This is a genomic window from Posidoniimonas corsicana (assembly GCF_007859765.1).
Lineage (GTDB): Bacteria > Planctomycetota > Planctomycetia > Pirellulales > Lacipirellulaceae > Posidoniimonas > Posidoniimonas corsicana.
Genome location: NZ_SIHJ01000001.1, coordinates 542,958 through 561,729 on the forward strand (window position 1 = coordinate 542,958; position 18,772 = coordinate 561,729).

General features: G+C 67.0%; 19 protein-coding genes. 9 read left to right on the plus strand and 10 right to left on the minus strand.

Annotated features, from left to right (window positions below; all coding sequences use genetic code 11):
* Positions 1–32: 32 nt before the first annotated feature.
* The 3 genes from KOR34_RS02015 to KOR34_RS02025 form a co-directional block, all read right to left on the minus strand.
* The gene (locus KOR34_RS02015) at positions 33–254 is read right to left on the minus strand and encodes a hypothetical protein (RefSeq protein WP_146561751.1); all 222 of its coding nucleotides are present in this window, start codon (positions 252–254) and stop codon (positions 33–35) included.
* A gap of 160 nt (positions 255–414) precedes the next feature.
* The gene (locus KOR34_RS02020; protein ID WP_146561753.1) at positions 415–816 is read right to left on the minus strand and encodes a hypothetical protein; all 402 of its coding nucleotides are present in this window, start codon (positions 814–816) and stop codon (positions 415–417) included.
* 66 nt (positions 817–882) lie between these two features.
* Positions 883–1,122, minus strand: a complete 240-nt coding sequence (locus KOR34_RS02025) for a hypothetical protein (RefSeq protein ID WP_146561755.1) — start codon at positions 1,120–1,122, stop codon at positions 883–885.
* Positions 1,123–1,312: 190 nt separating this feature from the next.
* Between KOR34_RS02025 and KOR34_RS02030 the strand changes: the two genes are divergently transcribed.
* Complete coding sequence (locus KOR34_RS02030) at positions 1,313–2,170, plus strand: deoxyribonuclease IV (RefSeq protein WP_146561757.1); 858 nt, start codon at positions 1,313–1,315, stop codon at positions 2,168–2,170.
* Between the two features lie 6 nt (positions 2,171–2,176).
* Here the strand turns inward: KOR34_RS02030 and KOR34_RS02035 are convergent, their stop codons facing one another.
* From KOR34_RS02035 to KOR34_RS02050, 4 genes are read right to left on the minus strand one after another with little or no spacing between them, the layout of a single operon-like run.
* Entirely contained in the window at positions 2,177–3,466 is a 1,290-nt protein-coding gene (locus KOR34_RS02035) for a metal ABC transporter permease (protein ID WP_146561758.1), read from the minus strand.
* A 32-nt stretch (positions 3,467–3,498) separates the two neighbouring features.
* Positions 3,499–4,827, minus strand: coding sequence for a metal ABC transporter permease (locus tag KOR34_RS02040; protein ID WP_146561760.1), 1,329 nt, complete (start codon positions 4,825–4,827; stop codon positions 3,499–3,501).
* Complete coding sequence (locus tag KOR34_RS02045; RefSeq protein WP_228714471.1) at positions 4,824–5,591, minus strand: metal ABC transporter ATP-binding protein; 768 nt, start codon at positions 5,589–5,591, stop codon at positions 4,824–4,826. The genes KOR34_RS02040 and KOR34_RS02045 overlap by 4 nt, the downstream gene beginning before the upstream one ends.
* Positions 5,588–6,583 carry a metal ABC transporter solute-binding protein, Zn/Mn family gene (locus KOR34_RS02050; RefSeq protein WP_146561762.1) on the minus strand — a complete coding sequence of 332 codons (996 nt, stop codon included), beginning with the start codon at positions 6,581–6,583 and terminating at the stop codon, positions 5,588–5,590. Before KOR34_RS02050 ends, KOR34_RS02045 begins: the two co-directional genes overlap by 4 nt.
* 253 nt (positions 6,584–6,836) lie before the next feature.
* Here KOR34_RS02050 and KOR34_RS02055 point away from each other — a divergent pair, with 253 nt between their 5' ends.
* From KOR34_RS02055 to KOR34_RS02085, 7 genes are all read left to right on the plus strand, one after another.
* Positions 6,837–7,400, plus strand: coding sequence for a GNAT family N-acetyltransferase (locus tag KOR34_RS02055; protein ID WP_228714473.1), 564 nt, complete (start codon positions 6,837–6,839; stop codon positions 7,398–7,400).
* A 51-nt stretch (positions 7,401–7,451) separates the two neighbouring features.
* Positions 7,452–8,696, plus strand: coding sequence for a M16 family metallopeptidase (locus KOR34_RS02060; protein WP_228714474.1), 1,245 nt, complete (start codon positions 7,452–7,454; stop codon positions 8,694–8,696).
* Entirely contained in the window at positions 8,683–9,918 is a 1,236-nt protein-coding gene (locus tag KOR34_RS02065; protein WP_146561764.1) for a M16 family metallopeptidase, read from the plus strand. The genes KOR34_RS02060 and KOR34_RS02065 overlap by 14 nt, the downstream gene beginning before the upstream one ends.
* 71 nt (positions 9,919–9,989) lie before the next feature.
* Positions 9,990–10,430, plus strand: a complete 441-nt coding sequence (locus KOR34_RS02070; RefSeq protein ID WP_197531066.1) for a CbiX/SirB N-terminal domain-containing protein — start codon at positions 9,990–9,992, stop codon at positions 10,428–10,430.
* Positions 10,431–10,608: 178 nt separating this feature from the next.
* Positions 10,609–11,607 carry a hypothetical protein gene (locus tag KOR34_RS02075; protein ID WP_146561768.1) on the plus strand — a complete coding sequence of 333 codons (999 nt, stop codon included), beginning with the start codon at positions 10,609–10,611 and terminating at the stop codon, positions 11,605–11,607.
* 104 nt (positions 11,608–11,711) lie between these two features.
* Positions 11,712–12,665, plus strand: a complete 954-nt coding sequence (locus KOR34_RS02080) for a glycoside hydrolase family 43 protein (protein ID WP_146561769.1) — start codon at positions 11,712–11,714, stop codon at positions 12,663–12,665.
* A gap of 84 nt (positions 12,666–12,749) precedes the next feature.
* Positions 12,750–14,165 (plus strand): Gfo/Idh/MocA family protein, encoded by a 1,416-nt coding sequence (locus KOR34_RS02085; protein ID WP_146561771.1) that lies wholly within the window; start codon positions 12,750–12,752, stop codon positions 14,163–14,165.
* A 592-nt stretch (positions 14,166–14,757) separates the two neighbouring features.
* Here KOR34_RS02085 and KOR34_RS02090 read toward each other — a convergent pair.
* Both KOR34_RS02090 and KOR34_RS02095 read right to left on the minus strand, forming a co-directional pair.
* Entirely contained in the window at positions 14,758–16,209 is a 1,452-nt protein-coding gene (locus tag KOR34_RS02090) for a reverse transcriptase family protein (RefSeq protein WP_197531067.1), read from the minus strand.
* A gap of 181 nt (positions 16,210–16,390) precedes the next feature.
* Positions 16,391–16,966, minus strand: a complete 576-nt coding sequence (locus KOR34_RS02095; RefSeq protein WP_146561773.1) for a toxin — start codon at positions 16,964–16,966, stop codon at positions 16,391–16,393.
* Between the two features lie 346 nt (positions 16,967–17,312).
* Between KOR34_RS02095 and KOR34_RS02100 the strand changes: the two genes are divergently transcribed.
* A complete protein-coding gene (locus KOR34_RS02100; RefSeq protein WP_146561775.1) occupies positions 17,313–18,347 on the plus strand; it encodes a hypothetical protein in 1,035 nt (344 codons plus the stop codon).
* A 12-nt stretch (positions 18,348–18,359) separates the two neighbouring features.
* Here the strand turns inward: KOR34_RS02100 and KOR34_RS02105 are convergent, their stop codons facing one another.
* Positions 18,360–18,749, minus strand: coding sequence for a hypothetical protein (locus KOR34_RS02105; RefSeq protein WP_146561777.1), 390 nt, complete (start codon positions 18,747–18,749; stop codon positions 18,360–18,362).
* Between the last annotated feature and the right edge of the window lie 23 nt (positions 18,750–18,772).

Genomic DNA, 18,772 nt, shown 5'->3' on the forward strand with positions numbered 1-18,772 from the left:
CCGCAAGCCCGCCCGAGGGGTGGGACGGCGGATCAAAAAATCGACCGCTTCTGGCGGCCGCTGAGGTCGCTCGCCAGCTGGGCCCGCATCCGGCGCTGCTGCGGCTCGTCTTTGACAGCCCACTGCGGCGCCAGGAACACGCTGAAGCAGTTGTTGCACCGCGCCTTGGCGGCGAAGATCAAGCGGTAGACCTTGCGGTCCTGGGTGCGGCTCCGGGTCATCGCCCTCGACCCACACGTCGGGCACCTTGCCATCAGAGAACTCCGATGCAATCCATCCTTCTATCGGCACCTGTGCTTGTATCATCGTCCATCGGCGGGGCGACGCCAAGGTGTTTTTCGGCTGGATTTGCACGGAGCCGAAGGCCCACGACGGCAGGATCGCCGCCAGCCTGGGGCGTCTTGAGCCGGTCGCCTAACGCAGCCGCAGCGTTACCGTGCCCCGCTCGACAACGAATTCGAATCCTGGACGGTGCTGTCCATAGGTCCCAACGGCATAAACGCGCCGGGAGACCACCATGTCCGCAACACCTACCGGCGCGGGAACCAGCCCATTGGCAAACCGGGCAGGATCCGTGGTGCGGTGGAACGCGCCTCCGCCACACCTGAGCTCCACTCCATCGGGCCCCGACTCAAACGAACACGGCAGCGTCCGCCCGTCGGGCAGCGTCCAGCTTTCTAGCCGCACCATCTCGTTAGCCTCCTCGTAGCGCTCGTTCACGATCGCCGACTTAAACGCTGTGACGGTGCGGCTGGGCCAGGCGGCCCACGCAAACGCCACGGCTAGCGTGACCGGCGCCAGCAGGAGCAGCCGCAACGAATAGCGGAAACGGATGGCACTACTCCCACAAGCGAACCGACGGCGGCCCAGCGGCCCACCACGCTAGAGATGTCGGGTCGCATCTCGCGACAGATCATCATCATCGTCGTCCGAGCCCGAGTCGTTTACGGCAGCCAAGGCGAACATCGCCGCGCCGAGGGCGATCAAGCCGACGCGGATGATGTTGCCGACTGTGGGGCCCCAATTGTCGATCCAGCCGAGCAGCACGAACTCGCGGTTCATCATGTTCAGCACAAACGAGCCGGCGCCCATCAGCACCAGAAAGCCACCGAAGCCTTGCATACAAGAGTCTCCTCGAAGAGTTGGCGAACGCGCCCTGCGTCGGGACCGGCTGAACGAGGACGCATTCTAACGGATGCGCTTGGCCGAAAACCGCTCTGCGGTGGGTTTCTTAGGCTTTCTTTCTCGCGGCTGGACTTGGCCCGCAGGGTCCCGGCGCCGTTCGCGTCGGCGATCTGATACCATGGCCGCCATGCCAAACCTTGGATCCCACATGTCGATCGCCGGCGGCTACTACAAGTCCGTCGACGCCGCCGCGGCCGCCGGCTGCGACTGCGTGCAGCTGTTCACCAAGAACAACAACCAGTGGCGCGCCAAGCCGATCACCGACGACGACGTCGAGCGGTTCCGTGGCGCGCTGAAGCAGCGCAAAATCCGCCAGCCGATCTCGCACGCTTCTTACCTGATTAACCTAGCCAGCCCGGACGACGAGCTCTGGAAGAAGTCGATCGACGCGATGGCGGTCGAGCTGCAGCGGGCCGAGCAGCTCGGCATCCCGTTTGTGGTGGTGCACCCCGGCTCGTTCACCACCAGCAGCGAGGAGGCCGGACTGAAGCGGATCGCCAAGGGTCTGAACGAGGTGCACAAGCAGACCTCCGGCGTCGAGGCCCGCTGCCTGCTGGAGAACACGGCGGGGCAGGGCAGCAACCTGGGGCACCGGTTCGAGCACCTGGCGACCATCATCGACCTCGCGCGGCACCCCGACCGGCTGGGCGTGTGCATCGACACCTGCCACGCGTTCGCGGCCGGCTACCCGATGGAGACCGAGAAGGAGTGGAAGGCGACCGTCAAGGAGCTGAACCAGACGGTCGGCCTGGCCTCGGTGCACGCGTTGCACCTGAACGACAGCAAGAAGCCGCTCGGCTCGCGGGTCGACCGGCACGAGCACATTGGCCGCGGCGAGATGGGCCTGTCGCCGTTCCGCCACCTGATGAACGACCGCCGCTTCGCCCGCAAGCCGATGTACCTGGAAACCGCCAAGGGGGAAGAGAACGGCGAGGACCTGGACGTGATCAACCTGCGGACGCTCCGGGGGCTGATCGAGAAGTAGCAGCAGCTACTGGCGGGGAATCTCCTTGCCGTGCGGGTCGGTCGCGACGCCCAGCTGGTTGGCGATCTGCTCGCGGATGCCCTCGTCCAGCACGTGCTCCATGACGTGGGCGGCGTCGTGCACGTGGTCGGTCTGGATGCCGACGCGGTCCACCAGGTACGACTCCCACAGCCGGTGGGCGCGGACCAGCTCGGCCGCGGCCGACTGACCGAGGTCGGTGAGCAAGAGCTCGTCGCCACGGCGGCGGACATGCCCGCTGCGGACCAGTTGCGAGATCGCCAGCCCGGCGAAGAGCCCACCGCCGGCTGATTCTCGAGCTGCTGTGTAGGTTACGGGCGCGGCGTCGGCCGCCTCGCCCCGTCGGTAGAGCGAGGCCAGCACGTCCTCGCGGCGAACCCGGAGCGCCAGCCGGGCGTTGTTGAGCAGGCGGTTGAGGGCGCCCTCAGTCGGGCTAAACAACGCTGCCAGCAGGTAAAGCAGTCCGGCGGTCACGGCGATCGCGCCGCTGGGCGAAACATTCCATAACACCGCCGCACGGTACCCCGCCACGGTGGCGACCGCTGACAGCGCCACCGACGTCAGCAGCATCGGCGCCAGCCGGTTGACCAGCAGCTGGGCCGCAGCGGCCGGCGCGATGAGCATCGCCACCACCAGGATCGAGCCGATCGCTTCGAAAGAGGTGACTGTCGCAAGCGACACCAGCAGCATCAGCAGGTAGTGCATCCGGCCCGGCGCAAGCCCGAGCGTGTCGGCCAGCGTGGGATCGAAAGAGCTGATCTTCAGCTCCTTACAGAACAACAGCAGGCATGCCACAACCACCAGCAGCACCGGACCGGCGGCCAGCATGGCGTAAGGGAGCTCGGCGCCGCCGACGTCGAACGTGTCGAGCGCCACCTGCTGGAGCGATCCCTCGTACACGCAGGCAATGTCGAAATGGATGCGGTCCTCGGAAAAGTAGCGTTTGACCAGCAGCACGCCGATGGCAAACAGCGTCGTGTAGACGACCCCCAGGCTGGCGTCGGGCGCCAGTCGGCCGAACCGCTGCACCGCCTGGGTAAGAAACGTCGTGGCAATGCCTGCGGCCAGCGCGCCAAGAAACATTGGGATCGGGCCCGAACTGCCCGATACGACAAACGCAATCACCAGGCCCGGCAGCACCGCGTGCGAGAGGGCATCCCCCATCAGGCTGACGCGGCGAAGCACCAGGTAGCAGCCGACCAGCGCGCACGACGCGTTGCAGGTCAGGGCGACCAGCATCGCGCGGTTTCCGACGGAGTCGAACAGCTCGGCAATCACGGAACGGCTAGGATTGAAGGGAGAACAATGGGTTAATCGGGACTGGCGATCTCGTGCGGCGACGCCGGCAGCCCCGCCGCGCTCCGCGGCAGACGGCCCTCCTGCTGCAGCTCGCGTTCGAGCTCATCAACCAGTTCGGCGGGCAGCACGTGCTCGATGTCGTCGGCCGAGCGGTGCACATGGTCGGCGGCGATGTCGGCGTGCTCTACCAAGAACTGCTCCCACAGCCGGTGGGTGCGTGTGATCCGGGCGGCGGCCGCCAGGCCCTCGGTGCTGAGCTCGTACTCGCCGGCGCCAACGCGGTCGATCAACCCCATCCAGGTCGACCGGAGCCTTGCCAGGTGCTTGGTCAGCGGGCTGGCGCTCATGCGGGCCAGCACGGAGTTAATCGCGATCGGGGTGGTGGTGGGCAGGGCGGACTCGCCGGCCTCGTACATCAGCCGGAGCAGGTGGTCCTGCGCCATGTGCACCCGCATGGCGAGGGTGCGGCGGGCCCGGCTCAGCATGCCTAGCTCCGGAGCGAACAAAGCCGACGCCAAGAACACCAACCCGCCGGTCACGACAATCAACGGCCCGGGCGGCATGCCCTGGGTCAGCCCGCCGAGAGCCGTATCCCCCAGCCCACCGGGCGCGGCGGCCAGCACGCCGCCGGCCGCCGCCAGCGCACCGATGGCGCCGCTGGCGATCAGCACCACCCCCAAACGGTGCGACCAGTACCGGGCCGCCACGCACGGCATGATCAGCATGGCGGCCATCAGCACCACCCCGCAGACCGGCAGGCCGACAACCGTGACGACCGCCACCGCGGCCATCATGCCGATATCGAGCGCTAGCACCGGCCAGCCCTGCGACTGGGCGAACTCGGGGTCGAAGCAGAGGGTCTTGAGCTCCTTGTGCAGCAGCGCGACGACCGCCAGCAGCAAGCACGTCACCGCGGCGATGAGCGTCACGTCCTGGGAGCGGAGCGCGGCGATCTCGCCAAACAAGTACGAGGATAGCCCCGCCTGGTTGCCACGCGCCAGCCGCTGGATCACCGTCAGCAGCACCACGCCGCCGCCGAAGAAGGTGCTGAGCGCCAGGCCCATGGCGGCGTCCTCGCGGGTGCGGGTCCAGCGGGTGACCAGCGCGATCGCGGCCGCCGCCAGCACGCCGGTGGCCAACGCGCCAAGCGACAGCACCGGCAGGCTCCGCGTGTCGAACAGCAGGTACGCCAGGCAGATGCCCGGCAACGCGGCGTGGGCGAGGACGTCGCCCATCAGTGATCGCTTCCGAAGCACCGCCAGCCCGCCGACCACGCCGGCCGCGGCGCCGAGCAACGCGGCGCCGAGCGTGATCTTCAGGACGAACGACGCGAGGATCACTTGGACGGCTCCCCCTGACGGACCGCCTCGGCCGCCTGCTCGAGGATGGTCAGCCGTCCGCCGTAGGTCCGCTGCAGGTTGCTGGTGGTGAACACCTCCGGCACCGGCCCACTCGCCACGAGCCGCATGTTGAGCAGGATCACCTGGTCGAAGTAGTCGCGAACGGTCTGCAGGTCGTGGTGCACGACGAACACCGTCTTGCCGGACTCGCGGAGCGTCCGCAGCAGGCGGATGATGGCGGCCTCCGTAGCGGCGTCGACGCCGGCGAATGGCTCGTCCATGAAGTAGACCTGCGCGTCCTGCGCCAGCGCCCTGGCTAAGAACACCCGCTGCTGCTGTCCGCCGGACAGCTGTCGGATCTGACGCCCGGCAAAGTCGCTGAGCCCGACCTCGTCGAGCCGCCGGTCGGCGATCTCGCGTTCGGCCCTGCCTGGACGGCGGAACCACCCGACCTTGCCGTACAGGCCCATCATCACCACGTCCCGCACCGTGACCGGGAACTCCCAGTCCACGGACTCGCGCTGGGGAACGTAGCCGACCAAGCTCCGCTGCTTCTGGTAGGGCTCGCCGTAGATTTCCACATGCCCGCTGGCAACCGGCGTCAGGCCGAGCGCCGCCCTGATGAGCGTGGTCTTGCCGGCGCCGTTCGGACCGACGATCGCCACCAGGTTGCCCTCGGGCATTACGAAGTCGACGTTCCACAGCACCGGCTTGCGGTGGTAGGCGACCGTCAGGTCGTGGGCTTCCAGGGCGATGCGGCTCACGGCTGGCCGCCCCCCAGCTTGCCGGTCAGGCCCGCGGCGATCGTGTCGACGTTTGCCCGGATCATGCCGGTGTAAGACTCGGCCTTCGAGCCCGGCTTGCCCAGCGCGTCGGCGTAGAGCTGGTGCTCCTCGCTGCTGGGGACGTAGACATCGTGCCCGGCGTCGCGGCAGGGCTCCGCCAGCGCCTGCATGATCTGCGGCGCCACGGCCGACTCGACAAACACGCAGGGGATCCTCCGGTGGACAACCAGGTCGATCACCTCCTGCATGTGCTTGAGGTCCACCTCGTCTTCGGTGCTCACGCCCTTCAGGCCGACCGCCTCGAGTCCGTAGGCCTTACTGAAATACGCAAAGGCGTCGTGCGCGGTGACCAGCACTCGGCGGTCGGACGGGATCTGGGCGATCCGCTCGCGGCACTCGGCGTCCAAGTCGGTAAGTTGCTTGGCGTACTTGTCGCCGGCGGCCCGGTAGGCGTCGGCGTTGTCGGGATCGGCCTCGCTGAGCTTCTCCACCACCAGCGGGATGCACTCGGCCCACAATCCGACGTCGTGCCACACGTGGGGGTCGGCGTGGCCGGCGAAGTCGGGCGGCGTTAGCAACTGATCCGCGTGGTCACGCTCCAGCACCTCCGTGACCGCGTAGACCGGCTTCTTTCTGCCCAGCTTGGCCAGGGTGTCGCCCATCCGGCCCTCCAGGTGCAGGCCGTTGTAGAAGATGACATCCGCCCGGCCGAGCTTCTCGGTGTCGGCCGGCAGCTCGCGGTACAGGTGGGGGTCCACGCCGGGGCCCATCAGCACCTCAACCCGAGCGTGGTCGCCCGCGATGTTGCGGACCAGCTCACCAACGGGGCCGGTCGTGGCGACCACCAGCGGGCGGCCGTCGTCCGGCTCGGGCTCCGAATTCGTGCAGCCCACGGCGACGAAGAAGACAAGAGATACGGCAATCCAGTCAAACCAGCGAGGGTAAGGTCGAGTCGGAGTAAGTAGTGCCATATCAACAGGATACCAGATTTTTTGATTGATCAAAAACCCAGCGAGGGCGGGACGATCAAGCGAATCCTGACAAAGCCGGATGCCCCTCTGCTGGGGTAGGCGTAGCTCGGCACAATCGGCTTGAGCTGCGTGGTCGGCAGACAACCCTAACTGCTTTTCACAGCATGGCTTAGAACAGTTTGACCCGGTTGTCGAATCGGGCTAGATTGCGCGTGCGGCAAGTCCTGCTGCACCGAACCGGTGGCGCCAAAACTTGAGCAAGCTGACCTACCACAAGCGATTTCAGATGGAGCGGCGGCTCGGCCCCGGGCTGAGACTGCCGACGCTCCCAACTGGCTACCGGCTGGTGGCGTGGTCGCCCGAGCGGCTCCTCGACCACACCGAGGCGAAGCACCTCTCGTTCGCCGAGGAGATCGACTCTCAGCTGTTCGAATGCCTGCGGTCCGCCGAGGGGTGCGAGCGGCTCATGCGGGAGATCTCCGGCAAGAACGGCTTCCTGCCAGCCGCTACCTGGCTGATTGAGTACGTCGCAGGCCCTCACAAGATTGAGCCCTGTGGCACGATCCAGGGCATCAAGGCGTCGCCGCGGATGGGCGGCATTCAGAACGTCGGGGTTGCGCCGCTGCACCGCGGCCGTGGGCTTGGGTCCGCGCTCGTGGCGGCCGCCCTGGTCGGGTTCCAGCAGGCTGGTCTAACCCGGGCGTGCCTGGAGGTGACCGCCGCCAACGAGCCGGCGGTCCGACTGTACCAGCAGCTCGGCTTCCGCCGCACCAAGACGCTGTACAAGGCCGTCGAGGTTGCGTACTCGCTGGGGTAGCCGCTACGCTGCTACGCTTGTCCTGATGTCCTCTAAGCTGCGGGTACGCTGTTGTCTCTCGATACGCACACGCTAGAACTGCCCAATGGGATGGTGCTGTTGGGCGAGCCCAACCCGTCGTTCCAGTCCGCGGCGTTCACCATGCTGGCGCCGGCGGGCTGCCGGCACGACCCGGCCGGCAAGGCGGGGCTCGCCTCGCTGACCTGCGAGATGACGCTCCGTGGCGCTGGCGACCGCGACGGCCGCGCGCTGATCAACGACCTCGACGCGCTGGGCGTCGATCGGGGCGAGTCGGTGGGGGTGTCGCAGGTGTCGCTCCGTGCCAGCGGCATGGCCGAGGCGCTCGCGCCGGCCCTGGAGATCTACGCCGACATCCTCCGACGGCCGCTGCTACCGGCCGATCAGATCGAGGCCGGGCGGATGGTCTGCCTGCAGGAGCTGCGTGGCATCGAAGACGAGCCGAGCCACAAGCTGATGCAAGAGCTGCGGCGGCAGCATTACCCCTCGCCGTGGGGTCTGCCGAGCCAGGGCGAGATCGACACCGTGAAACGGCTCACTCCACACGACGTCGAGGCGTTCCACGGCCGCCACTACCAGCCAGGGGGCGCCATCCTGGCGATCGCTGGCGGCTTCGAGTGGGAGCGGATTGTCGATCTCGTGCAGCGGCTGTTCGCCGACTGGGAGGCGCCGGACGAGGGCGCCCAGGCGCCACCGCCGGAGATCGCGCCGGTCACACACATCCCCTACGAGTCGAATCAGTGCCACATCGGCCTGGCCTACGACTCGGTCCCCTACGATCACGACGACTACTTCCAGGCGTGGGCCTCGGTAGGCGTGCTGTCGGGCGGCATGAGCAGCCGGCTGTTCACCGAGGTCCGCGAGAAGCGGGGCCTATGCTACACGGTAAGCGCTTCGCTGCAGTCTCAGAAGGAACGCTCGGCAGTGTTCTGCTACGCAGGCACTACCTGCGAGCGCGCCCAGGAAACGCTCGACGTTACCCACGCCGAGCTGCTGAAGCTGCGTGACGGCATCAAGCAGAATGAGCTGGACTGCCTTAAGGCCCGCATTAAGAGCAGCCTGATCCTGCAGCAGGAATCCTCGAGCAGCCGCAGCGGCTCGCTGGCGCACGACTGGTACCGCCTGGGTCGCGTGCGGCCGGTGGATGAGCTCTCCGCCATCATCGACGCGATCACCGCCGAAAGCATCAACAAGTTCCTCGAGGGGCAGCCGCCGGAAAACTTCACCCTGGTAACACTCGGCCCCGAACCGCTGGAGTCGCCCGTTGGAATTTCGTAGCCACACCCTGCCCAACGGGCTGCAGATTGTCGCCGAGTGCAACGAGCTCGCGTTGTCGACCGCGTTAGGCGCGTTTGTCAGCGCCGGCGCCCGCGACGAAACGGACGACGTCGCCGGCGTGAGCCACTTCCTGGAGCACATGGCGTTCAAGGGAACGCCCCGCCGCTCGGCCGAGGACGTCAACCGGGAGTTCGACGAGATCGGCGCGCACTACAACGCGTACACCAGCGAGGAGCACACGGTCTACTACGGAACCGTGCTGCCGGAGTACCAGCGGCCGTGCGTCGACCTGCTGACCGACATCGTCCGGCCCAGCCTGCGGACCGAAGACTTTGAGATGGAGAAGCAGGTCATCCTGGAAGAGATCCAGATGTACCTGGACCAGCCCCCCTACGGCGCCGACGAGCAGGTGAAGCTGCTCTGCTTCGGCCAACACCCCGTTGCCCGGAGCGTGCTTGGCACGTCCGAAAGCGTCAGCGGCCTCACGCCCGAGGCGATGCGCAGCTACTTCGACAGCCGGTACGGGCCCGCCACCGTGACGTTCGTCGCGAGCGGTGCCGTGGACTTTGACGACCTGGTCAAGCAGGTGGAGGGCGCCTGCGGCGGCTGGTCGCGGACCGAAGACAACCGCTGCTCCACCGACATCACGATCGGCGACAATCACGACCACGTCGCGCAGGCGGCCGCCACGCAGCAGTACCTGCTGAAGCTGACCGCGGGCCCTGATGCAGGCGACTCGGACCGCTACGCCGCCAAGCTGCTGACCATGGCCGTGGGCGACGACTCCGGCAGCCGCATGTACTGGGACCTGGTCGACCCCGGGCACGTCGAGTCCGCCAGCCTGGGCCACTACGAGTACCAGGACTTGGGCATGTACTACACCTGGATGAGCTGCGCGCCGCAGGACCTGGAAGCGAATCTCGTCCGGCTGAACGATGTGCTCGCTCAAGCTCAAGAGGACGGGCTCACGCAAGATGAACTGGACCGCGCCCGCAGCAAGATTAAGTCGCGGGTCGTGATTGGCAACGAGCGGCCGCGCAGCCGGCTGTTCAGCGTCGGGGTTAACTGGCTCCACCGCCGCGAGTACCGCACCGCGCAGCAGGATCTCGACTCAATCGAGGCGGTCACCCTGGCCGACGTACGCCGCGTTCTGCAGAGGTACCCGCTGACCTCTGGCGCCACGCTGACGGTGGGACCCCGCGAGAAGATCGCCTGGCCGTAGCGGGCCAGGGCGCTAGAATCTGCCAGCGGGGCGCCACCGCCCCGATCGTGCCACCCGCTTGCAGCCTGATGATGCCTCAGCCCCCCGCCACCGAGTCGCTCGCCCACCTTCTCGACAGCGCCGATTGCGCGGGACCGATCGGGCTGATCATCGTCGACCACGGCTCGCGACGCGACGAGAGCAACGTGCTGCTGCTGGCGGTGGTGGAATCTTTCCGGCATCAGACCGGCCTGTCACTGGTCGAGCCGGCGCACATGGAATTGGCCGAGCCGAGCATCGAAGCAGCCTTCGCGAGGCTCGTCGAGCAAGGCGCAGGGCGGATAATTGTCGCCCCCTTCTTCCTCGCCCCCGGCAAACACTGGAACGAGGACATACCGGAACTGACTCGGGCCGCCGCCGCGCGGCACGGCGACACGCCGTTCCAGGTAGCCGAGCCGCTCGGCCTTCACCCCGCCATGTGCGAAGTGCTAGCAAGCCGAGTAGCCAAGTGCGTGGCGGGCAGCGGCAGCTGACCGCCCGCAGGGTGTCGCGGTTCTGAGATTGGCGCAGTCCAATTGACGACACCCGCCGCTACGATACGACGGCCAAGCACCGAAACAACCGTAAAAACGGCTCTCTACGCGGTTTGGCGCCCGCGTTGCCATAGGGTGAGGTCAACGGACCTGGAACCTCGGCAAACGGAGTGCTGCCATGCGACCTCAAACCCTGCTGCTGCTCAACCTCTGCTACGCCGCGGCCCTGCTAGCGGCGGCTTCAGGCCACGCCGGGGCCGGTCAACTCAGCAAGGCCCGGTCGGCAGCGCGTGGTTCGACGCCGGCCCCCTCCGAGCCAAAGCCAAGCGGCGGCAAGCTGGAAGTCGCCCGCCACGAGACGCGCCCCGCGCCCGAGCCACGTGAGCATCGGCACGAACCGGCGCCGGCACGCCACAGGCGTCGGCCGCGTGGCGGCCATGGGTTCGCCCCGTCCTCCTGCGGCGGCTGGGGATTTGCCGGTCCGGCGTTCTGGAGCACCCCGTGCCATACCACCTACATCGTCGAGCAGCCGAGTGTGTACCAGCCGGTGGCGCCGTCGTATGTGCCCGCCGCTCCGGCGCCTCCCGCGGAGCCCTACACCCCGGAGCTTCGGCGATCGTTCGCGTGCTTCCCGTACGCGGGCAGCGCGGAGGGTTTTCTGAACGTACGGCCGGCCGGTCTCGAGAAGCCGTGGCTGGGCGCCGTCCGGTTTGAGTTGGGGAGCGACTTCGACGGCCTGTCGCGTCAGGGGCTCTCGGCACAGGTAGAGGGTTCGATGGGGTGGTGCCTCGACTTTCACTGGGACGCCTACCGCGAGTCGCTTCCCGCAGGCGGGTACGACGAGCTGCACATCGGCGACCTCAACGCGATGTACCGAGTTGTCGAGACCGACCACTCGCTAGTCCGCGTCGGACTGGGCGTGAACTGGTTGGGCGACGCCGTCGAGACCAACGCCGGCGTCAACTTCACGGTCAAGGCCGACTTCGCCCCCTGCCGGCCCTTCGTGTTCTCGACCGAGCTCGACATGGGCCGCGTCGGCGAGGCCGAGATGCTGCACGGCGCCGCCACCCTGGGGGTCACCACCGACCGGCTGGAGTTGTTCGGCGGCTACGACTACCGCCGGATCGGCGAGGCCGAGCTGCAGGGGCCGATGGTGGGGTTGCGGCTCTGGTTCTGACGCTGCGGGCGGCGGGTCTGTTTTCGCCAGCTTCGCCCAACTATGCTGGTGGGGTTAGCGTCGGGACGCTGACGCTTGTCTCACCGCCTTGTCGACCACCCGCTATGAAGCATCTGAATCCGCTCGTCCTGCTCCTGGCGTTCGCCTCCACCGCCGGCGCCGCCAACCCGATCATCACCGACGTGTTCACCGCCGACCCGGCGCCGCTCGTCGTCGGCGACACCGTCTACCTGTACTGCGGCCAGGACGAGGCCAAGCCGGACGAGCACTACCGCATGTTCCGCTGGCTCTGCTTTTCCAGCCAGGACCTGAAGACCTGGAAACCGGAGGGCTCTCCGCTCTCGCCCAAGGACTTTGAGTGGGCCGTCGGCGACGCCTGGGCGTCGGAGGTGATTGAGAAGGACGGCAAGTTCTACTTCTTCGCTACTGTGCAGCACAACGACTCGCACCGCGGCAAGGCGATCGGCGTCGCGGTCTCCGACTCGCCCACCGGCCCGTTCATCGACGCCCGCGGCTCGGCCTTAGTCACCAACGATATGACCAAAGCGACCCGCATCAGCTGGGACGACATCGACCCCACCGTGTGGATCGACGACGACGGCCAGGCGTGGCTGTTCTGGGGCAACCAGAAGTGCTACTACGCCAAGCTGAAACCGAACATGACCGAGCTTGACGGCGAGATCCAGGTCATCCCAGACGAAGAGGTGCACGCCTTCACCGAGGCGCCCTGGATCCACAAGAGAGAGGGCACCTACTATCTGTCCTACGCCACCGGATTCCCGGAGAAGACTGCTTATTCCACGTCCGACAAGATCACCGGCCCCTGGAAGTACCGCGGCCTACTGGCAGAAGCGGCGGGCAACAGCAACACGATCCACCAGGGCATCATCAACTTCAAGGGCGAGGACTACTTCTTCTACCACAACGGACTGGTCCAGGCGCCCAGCACCGGCGGCAGCTTCCGTCGCTCGGTCTGCATCGACCGGCTGCATTACAACGAGGACGGCACCATCAAGCGTATCGTGCAGACCACCGAGGGCCTGGACGCCGCGCCGTGAACCGCGGTTGACTTAGCCCCGTAGCGAAACGTACCGACGCCGGCCGCGACCCACCTTCTCGAACCCCTGGGCCTCCACCACATCATGGGAATCAACCGACGCACGTTTCTGGCCTCGACCGGCGCCGTCGCCGCGCAGGCCGCGGCGCTCAACGCGTTTCACCCCGGCGCCTCGGTTGCCCAAGGTCCTTCGACCTCGCCTAACGAGCAGCCCGTAATCGGATTCATCGGGACCGGCATCCGTTTCCACACCGCACTGGGCCCGCAGGGGGTGGAGTTCGGTCCGTGCGCCAAGATAGCCGACGTCGACGCGGCCCAGGCGGGCCGTGCTTGGCAGAAGATGATGGACGCCCACCGCGACCGGGGCCGCCCGATCGACATGACGGTGCACGAGGACTACCAGCGGGTGCTCGACGACCCCCGCATCGACGTGGTGATTATCGGCTCGACCGACCACTGGCACACCAAGCACGTGATCGACTCGCTCGACGCTGGCAAGGACGTCTACTGCGAAAAGCCGCTCACGCTCACGATCGCCGAGGGCGCGCAGATCGAGCGGGCCATCGAGCGCACGGGGCGGGTGGTCCAGGTCGGCACCCAGCAGCGCACCGAGATGGGCAGCCGGTTTGTGAACGCCGCCGCCATGATGCGCGACAACCGCGTTGGCGACGTCGGCCGCGTCACGGTCTGCATTGGCGGCTCCCGCGAGGCGACGCCGCTGCCCGCGGTCGCGCCGCCGAAGCACCTCAACTGGGAGAAGTGGCTCGGCCAGTGCCCGGTGGTCGAGTACCGCGAAGCCCCCTCCATCACCGACACCAGCGGCTGGGGCGCCGGGCACCCGTTCAGCCGTGCGCACCACTACTACCGCTGGTGGTACGAGTACTCCGGCGGCAAGCTGACCGACTGGGGCGCGCACCACGTCGACATCGCGATGCTGGCGCTCGACAAGCTGCGGAGCGGCATCGGTCACGTGAAGATCGAGCCCCTCTCGGTGACGCACCCGGTCGAGTTTGTCGACGGCGTGCCGGCGTTGGACGACCGATTCAACGCCGCGACCGCGTTCCACGTGCGTTGCACGTTTGCCGATGGCGTCGAGATGGACGTCCGCGACACCGCCGACGCCGACCTCGGCTTTGACAACGGCATCATGTTCACCGGCTCAGAGGGCCGCTTCCTCGTCAACCGCGGCAAGCTGGTCGGCGCCCCGGTCGAGGCCCTGGAGGAAAAACCGCTGCCGGACGACCCGTTCCAGACCCTGTACGGACGCGCGAAGCCGAGGTCGCACATGACCGACTTCTTCGACTGCGTGAAGAGCCGTCAAACACCCATCTCCGACGTGGCGAGCCACAACCAGATGCTCAATATCTGTCACGCGGTCAACATCGCGATGCGGCTGGGCCGCACGCTCACGTACGATCCCGCCACGCAGCAGTTCGTGGGCGACGCGCAGGCCAACACCTTCGTCAGCCGCCCGCAGCGGAAGGGCTACGAGACGGCGTAGCGGGCTTCGTCAGAAAGTAGGCAAGGGGACACCCCAAAGGCGGGAACATCCACGCGAGGAAGGTCCAGCCGAGACGGTCGCGAACGCTTCCCCCACGCCGCCAGACTATCCAAACGGTGGCCGCGGCTGTCCCCAGGATCGGCATCATCCCGGCGAAGACCGCCCCGAAAGCCAAAGGGGCAACGTGTCCCGGGTGATCATTCGGCAGGTGGGGCGACGCAATCCCCGCTGGAATCGATAGCCAAGCAATCACACCGAAACACCCGAGGCAGTACAGCGGAAACAAGCCATACCAAACGTTGGCTACCCGGTGTGATTGTAGCGAAGGTTCATCGACCGCTGCCGGCGACTGATAGGGGTTAGGCTTGCTGCTCATCAGTTATTAGCTCTTTCCGACCAGCCACAGAATTCTAGCAACGTCCGAATCTTTAGAGGCTCAGCGATCGTTGCCAGACGGTGGGGACCCCGACGTGTAGGCTCGCAAGCGTCGTCACTCGAAGGCTACGGCGAGTGAAGTCACCCGTCATCAAAGGCTTGACATTGACCACAAAGGCCGCGAGAGGCTCTAAGTCGGCGTCTTACCCTTCGTGGTTCAACGCTTCCTAGTCGCCGTCCAGTCAACAAGATCAAGCAAGCTCCGCAGCTTGGCGCCCTGCGGAGGGCAGGCCATCTCCACCCACGCCACACGCCCCTGCAGACAGGCGCGGAAGTCGGCGTGGCCGTCGCGGTTCTGGCTTTCTGGGCCGTGGCGGATACAGTTGCTCAGGATCGCCTTGAGTCGGCCGCGTTCTACGCGGCTCACCGCCGGACGCTCGTTGACCACCAGCCCGGCGATCCGCTGCTGCTGGCTGCTCGGCATCACGCGCGTCTTGTGGTGGTTGACGGAGAAACCTTGCTCCATCGCCGTCGCACAGGCGTGCGTTCTGAACCGGTGAACCGACCTTAAGAACTCCTGGCCTCCGCTGAACGCCAGGTCGTCCGCGTAGCGGGTGTAGACGCCGCCGGCCGACTTGGCGAGCGCCGCCAACCTGCAGTCCAACCGGTAGGCAATCAGATTCGCCAACGCGGGCGAGGTGGGCGCCCCCTGCGGCAGGTGGGGTGCCGAGTAGAGCCGACGCTGCTGCGCGGCGGCGCGTGACGTCGGGCCCTCGGCCCACACGTCGGGTGGCGCCGAGTTGGTGCACAGCCCGGTCAGCACGTCGGCGACCGGCTCCGGGTAGCCCACGCTGCGGAACAGGGCCGCAACCCGGGCGCCCGCGATCGACGGGAAGAAATCCTGCAGGTCGATCTTCAGGACCACCCGCTGCCCTGCATGGGGCGCCGCGAACGTGCCGACCGACCGCCCGCGGCGAAACCCGTGCGCGGCGTCGTGCGGGGGGACGCGGTCGAGCACTCTCTCCAGGACCTGCCGCTGCAGGGCCTTCAGCCGCGGTTTGGGGGCTTCGATCAGGCGGGTCTGCCCAAACCGCTTGGTGAGTCCGCGGTACTGGTAGTGTCGCAGCGGCCCCGCGGGCCGGCGCCGCTCCCAGGCTCGGCAATCGGCAAACCAACGGAGCTCACCGACCGACAGCCCCAGCCAAGACGCTGCCTGGCCGACAGTCGTGAGTGGCGCCACCCGCCAATCGGCCGCGTCCGGGATCGGCGCCATCGCGGGTGCTGCGCTGACCAGGCCTACCGGCCAGGGGGCATGCTTCTGGAACGCCCGTTCAAAGCCCTCATCGCAAAGCAAGTACTCCGCTAGGGCAGCCGCCCGGGGGCGCGGGCCGGCGCCGAACTCCGCTTCGACCCTTCGCGTGAGCGGACGGAGCCAGCTCAAGCGTTTGTGCTGCTCCTGATCGCCCAACAGTCGGGACGCCCGCTCCATCAGGGCGTCGGTCTCAACTGGCCCCGCGGCCATAGCCGAGGCGAGCGCGCGGGCGAGGTTGTTCCGCGTGCACTCCACCGGTGGCGTGACCTGCGTGCGTGAGGGAAGCATGGTAGGCGCCGCGGCGGAGCCCCACCAACGAGTCTGGTCGGGCGTGAGGTACGATGCGTAGGCGCGCATGGCACCTCACGCGCTGAAACGCGAACCCTTCAATCTGCCCTGGGGTAACCCCAGAGAGCCGAGACGCGGGCGAACCGCGGATTCGGCAAGCTTGGTAAGGGGCTCTGCCGCGTGCGGCCGCCAGTGTAGCGGGTCCGACGTTCTGCCGCCAACGCTCGGCCGCTCGTAGGGCCGGCGGATGCTAGCCGCAACTCGCTTCAAGTGCGCCTAGCCATTCCTCGGCCAACCGGGGCGATGTAAATTCGATCCACGTTAGCTGCGAGAACTCGCTCGTGGCTCGGAGGCTGGCAAACTCCCTCCGGCGGTTGGCGTGGGTGGCGAGGATCCACCACAGGATCGAGTCGCGTGAGAAGAGCGTTGTGCGGATCGACTCGCGGTTGCCGCTCCAAAGCTCCTGACGAGTGAGCCAGCGGTGCGCCGTCCGCCGCAGGCCCCGCCAGAAGGTGCGGGGAAGGCTGTAGTTGAGCCACACCACGGTTGTCGCCCGCGGCCAGAGTGCTTGTCGCACGCTGCTGTAGTTGCCGTCCGCCACCCACCGCGGCCCGCGAGAGGCCTCGTCAACCGAACGGGCGAAGTCTTCGCGGGGCTGCCAGTTGGGCCCCCAGTGGAGCGCATCGAGTTCGATGTGGGGGCCGCCGACTGCCCTCGCCAGTCGCCGGGCCAACGTGCTCTTGCCGGCGGCGCTGTTTCCAATCACCAGCACGCGGGCCTCGCTGGGTAGTCCGGAGGGCGGCTTCGATTGTCGGTGCAAGGGCATGCGGCAGATTGATAGCACATCATGGGAACAAGTGCACCATCCAGCTGAGATCTGGTACAGCGGCGTTGATCAGGCGGATTTAGCGTGGCGATAAGCTGCCGCCGGCTCATCGCAAGCGCTTTGCCAAGAAGCACTTGCAATAAACTCTCGCCGCATCTGCCGGCGGGTTTGAACGCCCGGAACCGATTCCGCTAGTCGCTGACAGCACGACGATTTCGCGGCGGTCGTGGACAAGTTGTGCATCCGGACTCAAACCATCGGGAGGGTCGTGCCGACAAGTTAAACCGTGCGGGCGCAGGGCTGCGCCGGACAACCGAAATCGGAACTTCCCCGGGGGGATGCAAGGATGCGCAAACTGACTTTCCGCCTGACCGTCTTCGCCGCTGCGGCGATGCTAGCGGGGCCCGCCGTGGCCGAGACGTTTGTCCCCGGCACGGGCGTGTTCCTGGAGGACTGCTCGGACGACTTTGAGGACCCCAGCTGGTCCTATCGCCTGAACCTGCCCAAGAGCAGCTACGAGCAGGACGAGCGGCAGCGCGGCCCCGGTGGTTACTCGAACAACAAGCTGTGGCACGAGGGGGGCAAACGGGGAACCCCCGACGTGGTCAAACGGGTCGATACGCCGCCCGGCGGCCTGCTGGGCAGCACCGGCGCCCTGATGATGCAGACCCGTCTGTCGGGCATTCCGGGCAAGCTGTCTGGCGAGCAGATGCAGGACGACCTGCTGATGAAGTTTGACCGCCGGCTCGGTCGGTCAATCCCGGTGAGCTGGCAGCCCAGCTGCACCGTGCGGGTCTACCTGCCGTCGTTCGATCAGTGGGAGAACCGCTCGGGGCCGTCGTTCGGCATGCGGGCGGACTGCCGCGGCCGCAAGCCCGACGGCGACGTCGAGCCCTACTGGCCCGGCATGTTCATCCTGTTCCGCAGCGAGACCTCGCGGAACATCGAGGCGGACTACGCGCAGATCACCGTGCGGGCGAACAACCGCGGACAGGACGCGCGGAGCTTCAAGATCGAGCAGCCCGGCTGGATCACGATGGGCATGTCCTTCACGCCCGACGGCATGGTGCACTACTACGCCAAGGAGGGCATCGAGGACCTGACCGAAGAAGACCACCTGATGAGCTCGTACGCCTACAGCTGGCGGTGCCTGACGTTCAACAACTTCTTCTTTAACGTCGCAAACTGGGACAACGGCCGCAGCTGGTCGACGCCCTGGGTGATCGACGACCCGAAGATCTTTGTGCAGCCGCCCGCGGGGCAGGTGGTGGACAACCTGTACCGCAACCGGCGTCGGAGCAACGTAGCGAGCAGCAGCCGCTCACGGTCGAGCAACCAGGCGCAGAACTCGTCGAGCCGGAACTCGTCGCGTCGCCGCTAGACGGCCAAGACGTTAGAGCGTGAAGTCGACCGGCTCGGCCTGCGCGGCCGAGACATTCGCCACCAGCGGGGTGCGGACGCGGCTGGTGTACGCGGGAGGCAGCTTCACGGAAGGCGGCGGCAGCGGGTCGCCGTCCTTCCAGCCCGGCGGCAGGTCCACGCCCACGATGACGGTCACCCGGTACTCGCCGGGTGGCAGGTCGGCCTCGTAGGCGCCGTCAGACTGGATAGCCGCCTGGATTGGCCGCCCCTCGGCAGGGTAGAACGCCAACGCGCCGTTGGTTAGCGGTGATCCCTGATAGCTGACCGTTCCGGTAACCGCCTGCGAGGTGGAGGCTTCACCGCAGCCGGCGAGGCCGATCAGCATTGGGGCCAGGCAGATCAGGCGGCAGACGCGTGGCATCATCTTTGGTGGGGCCTATTGAG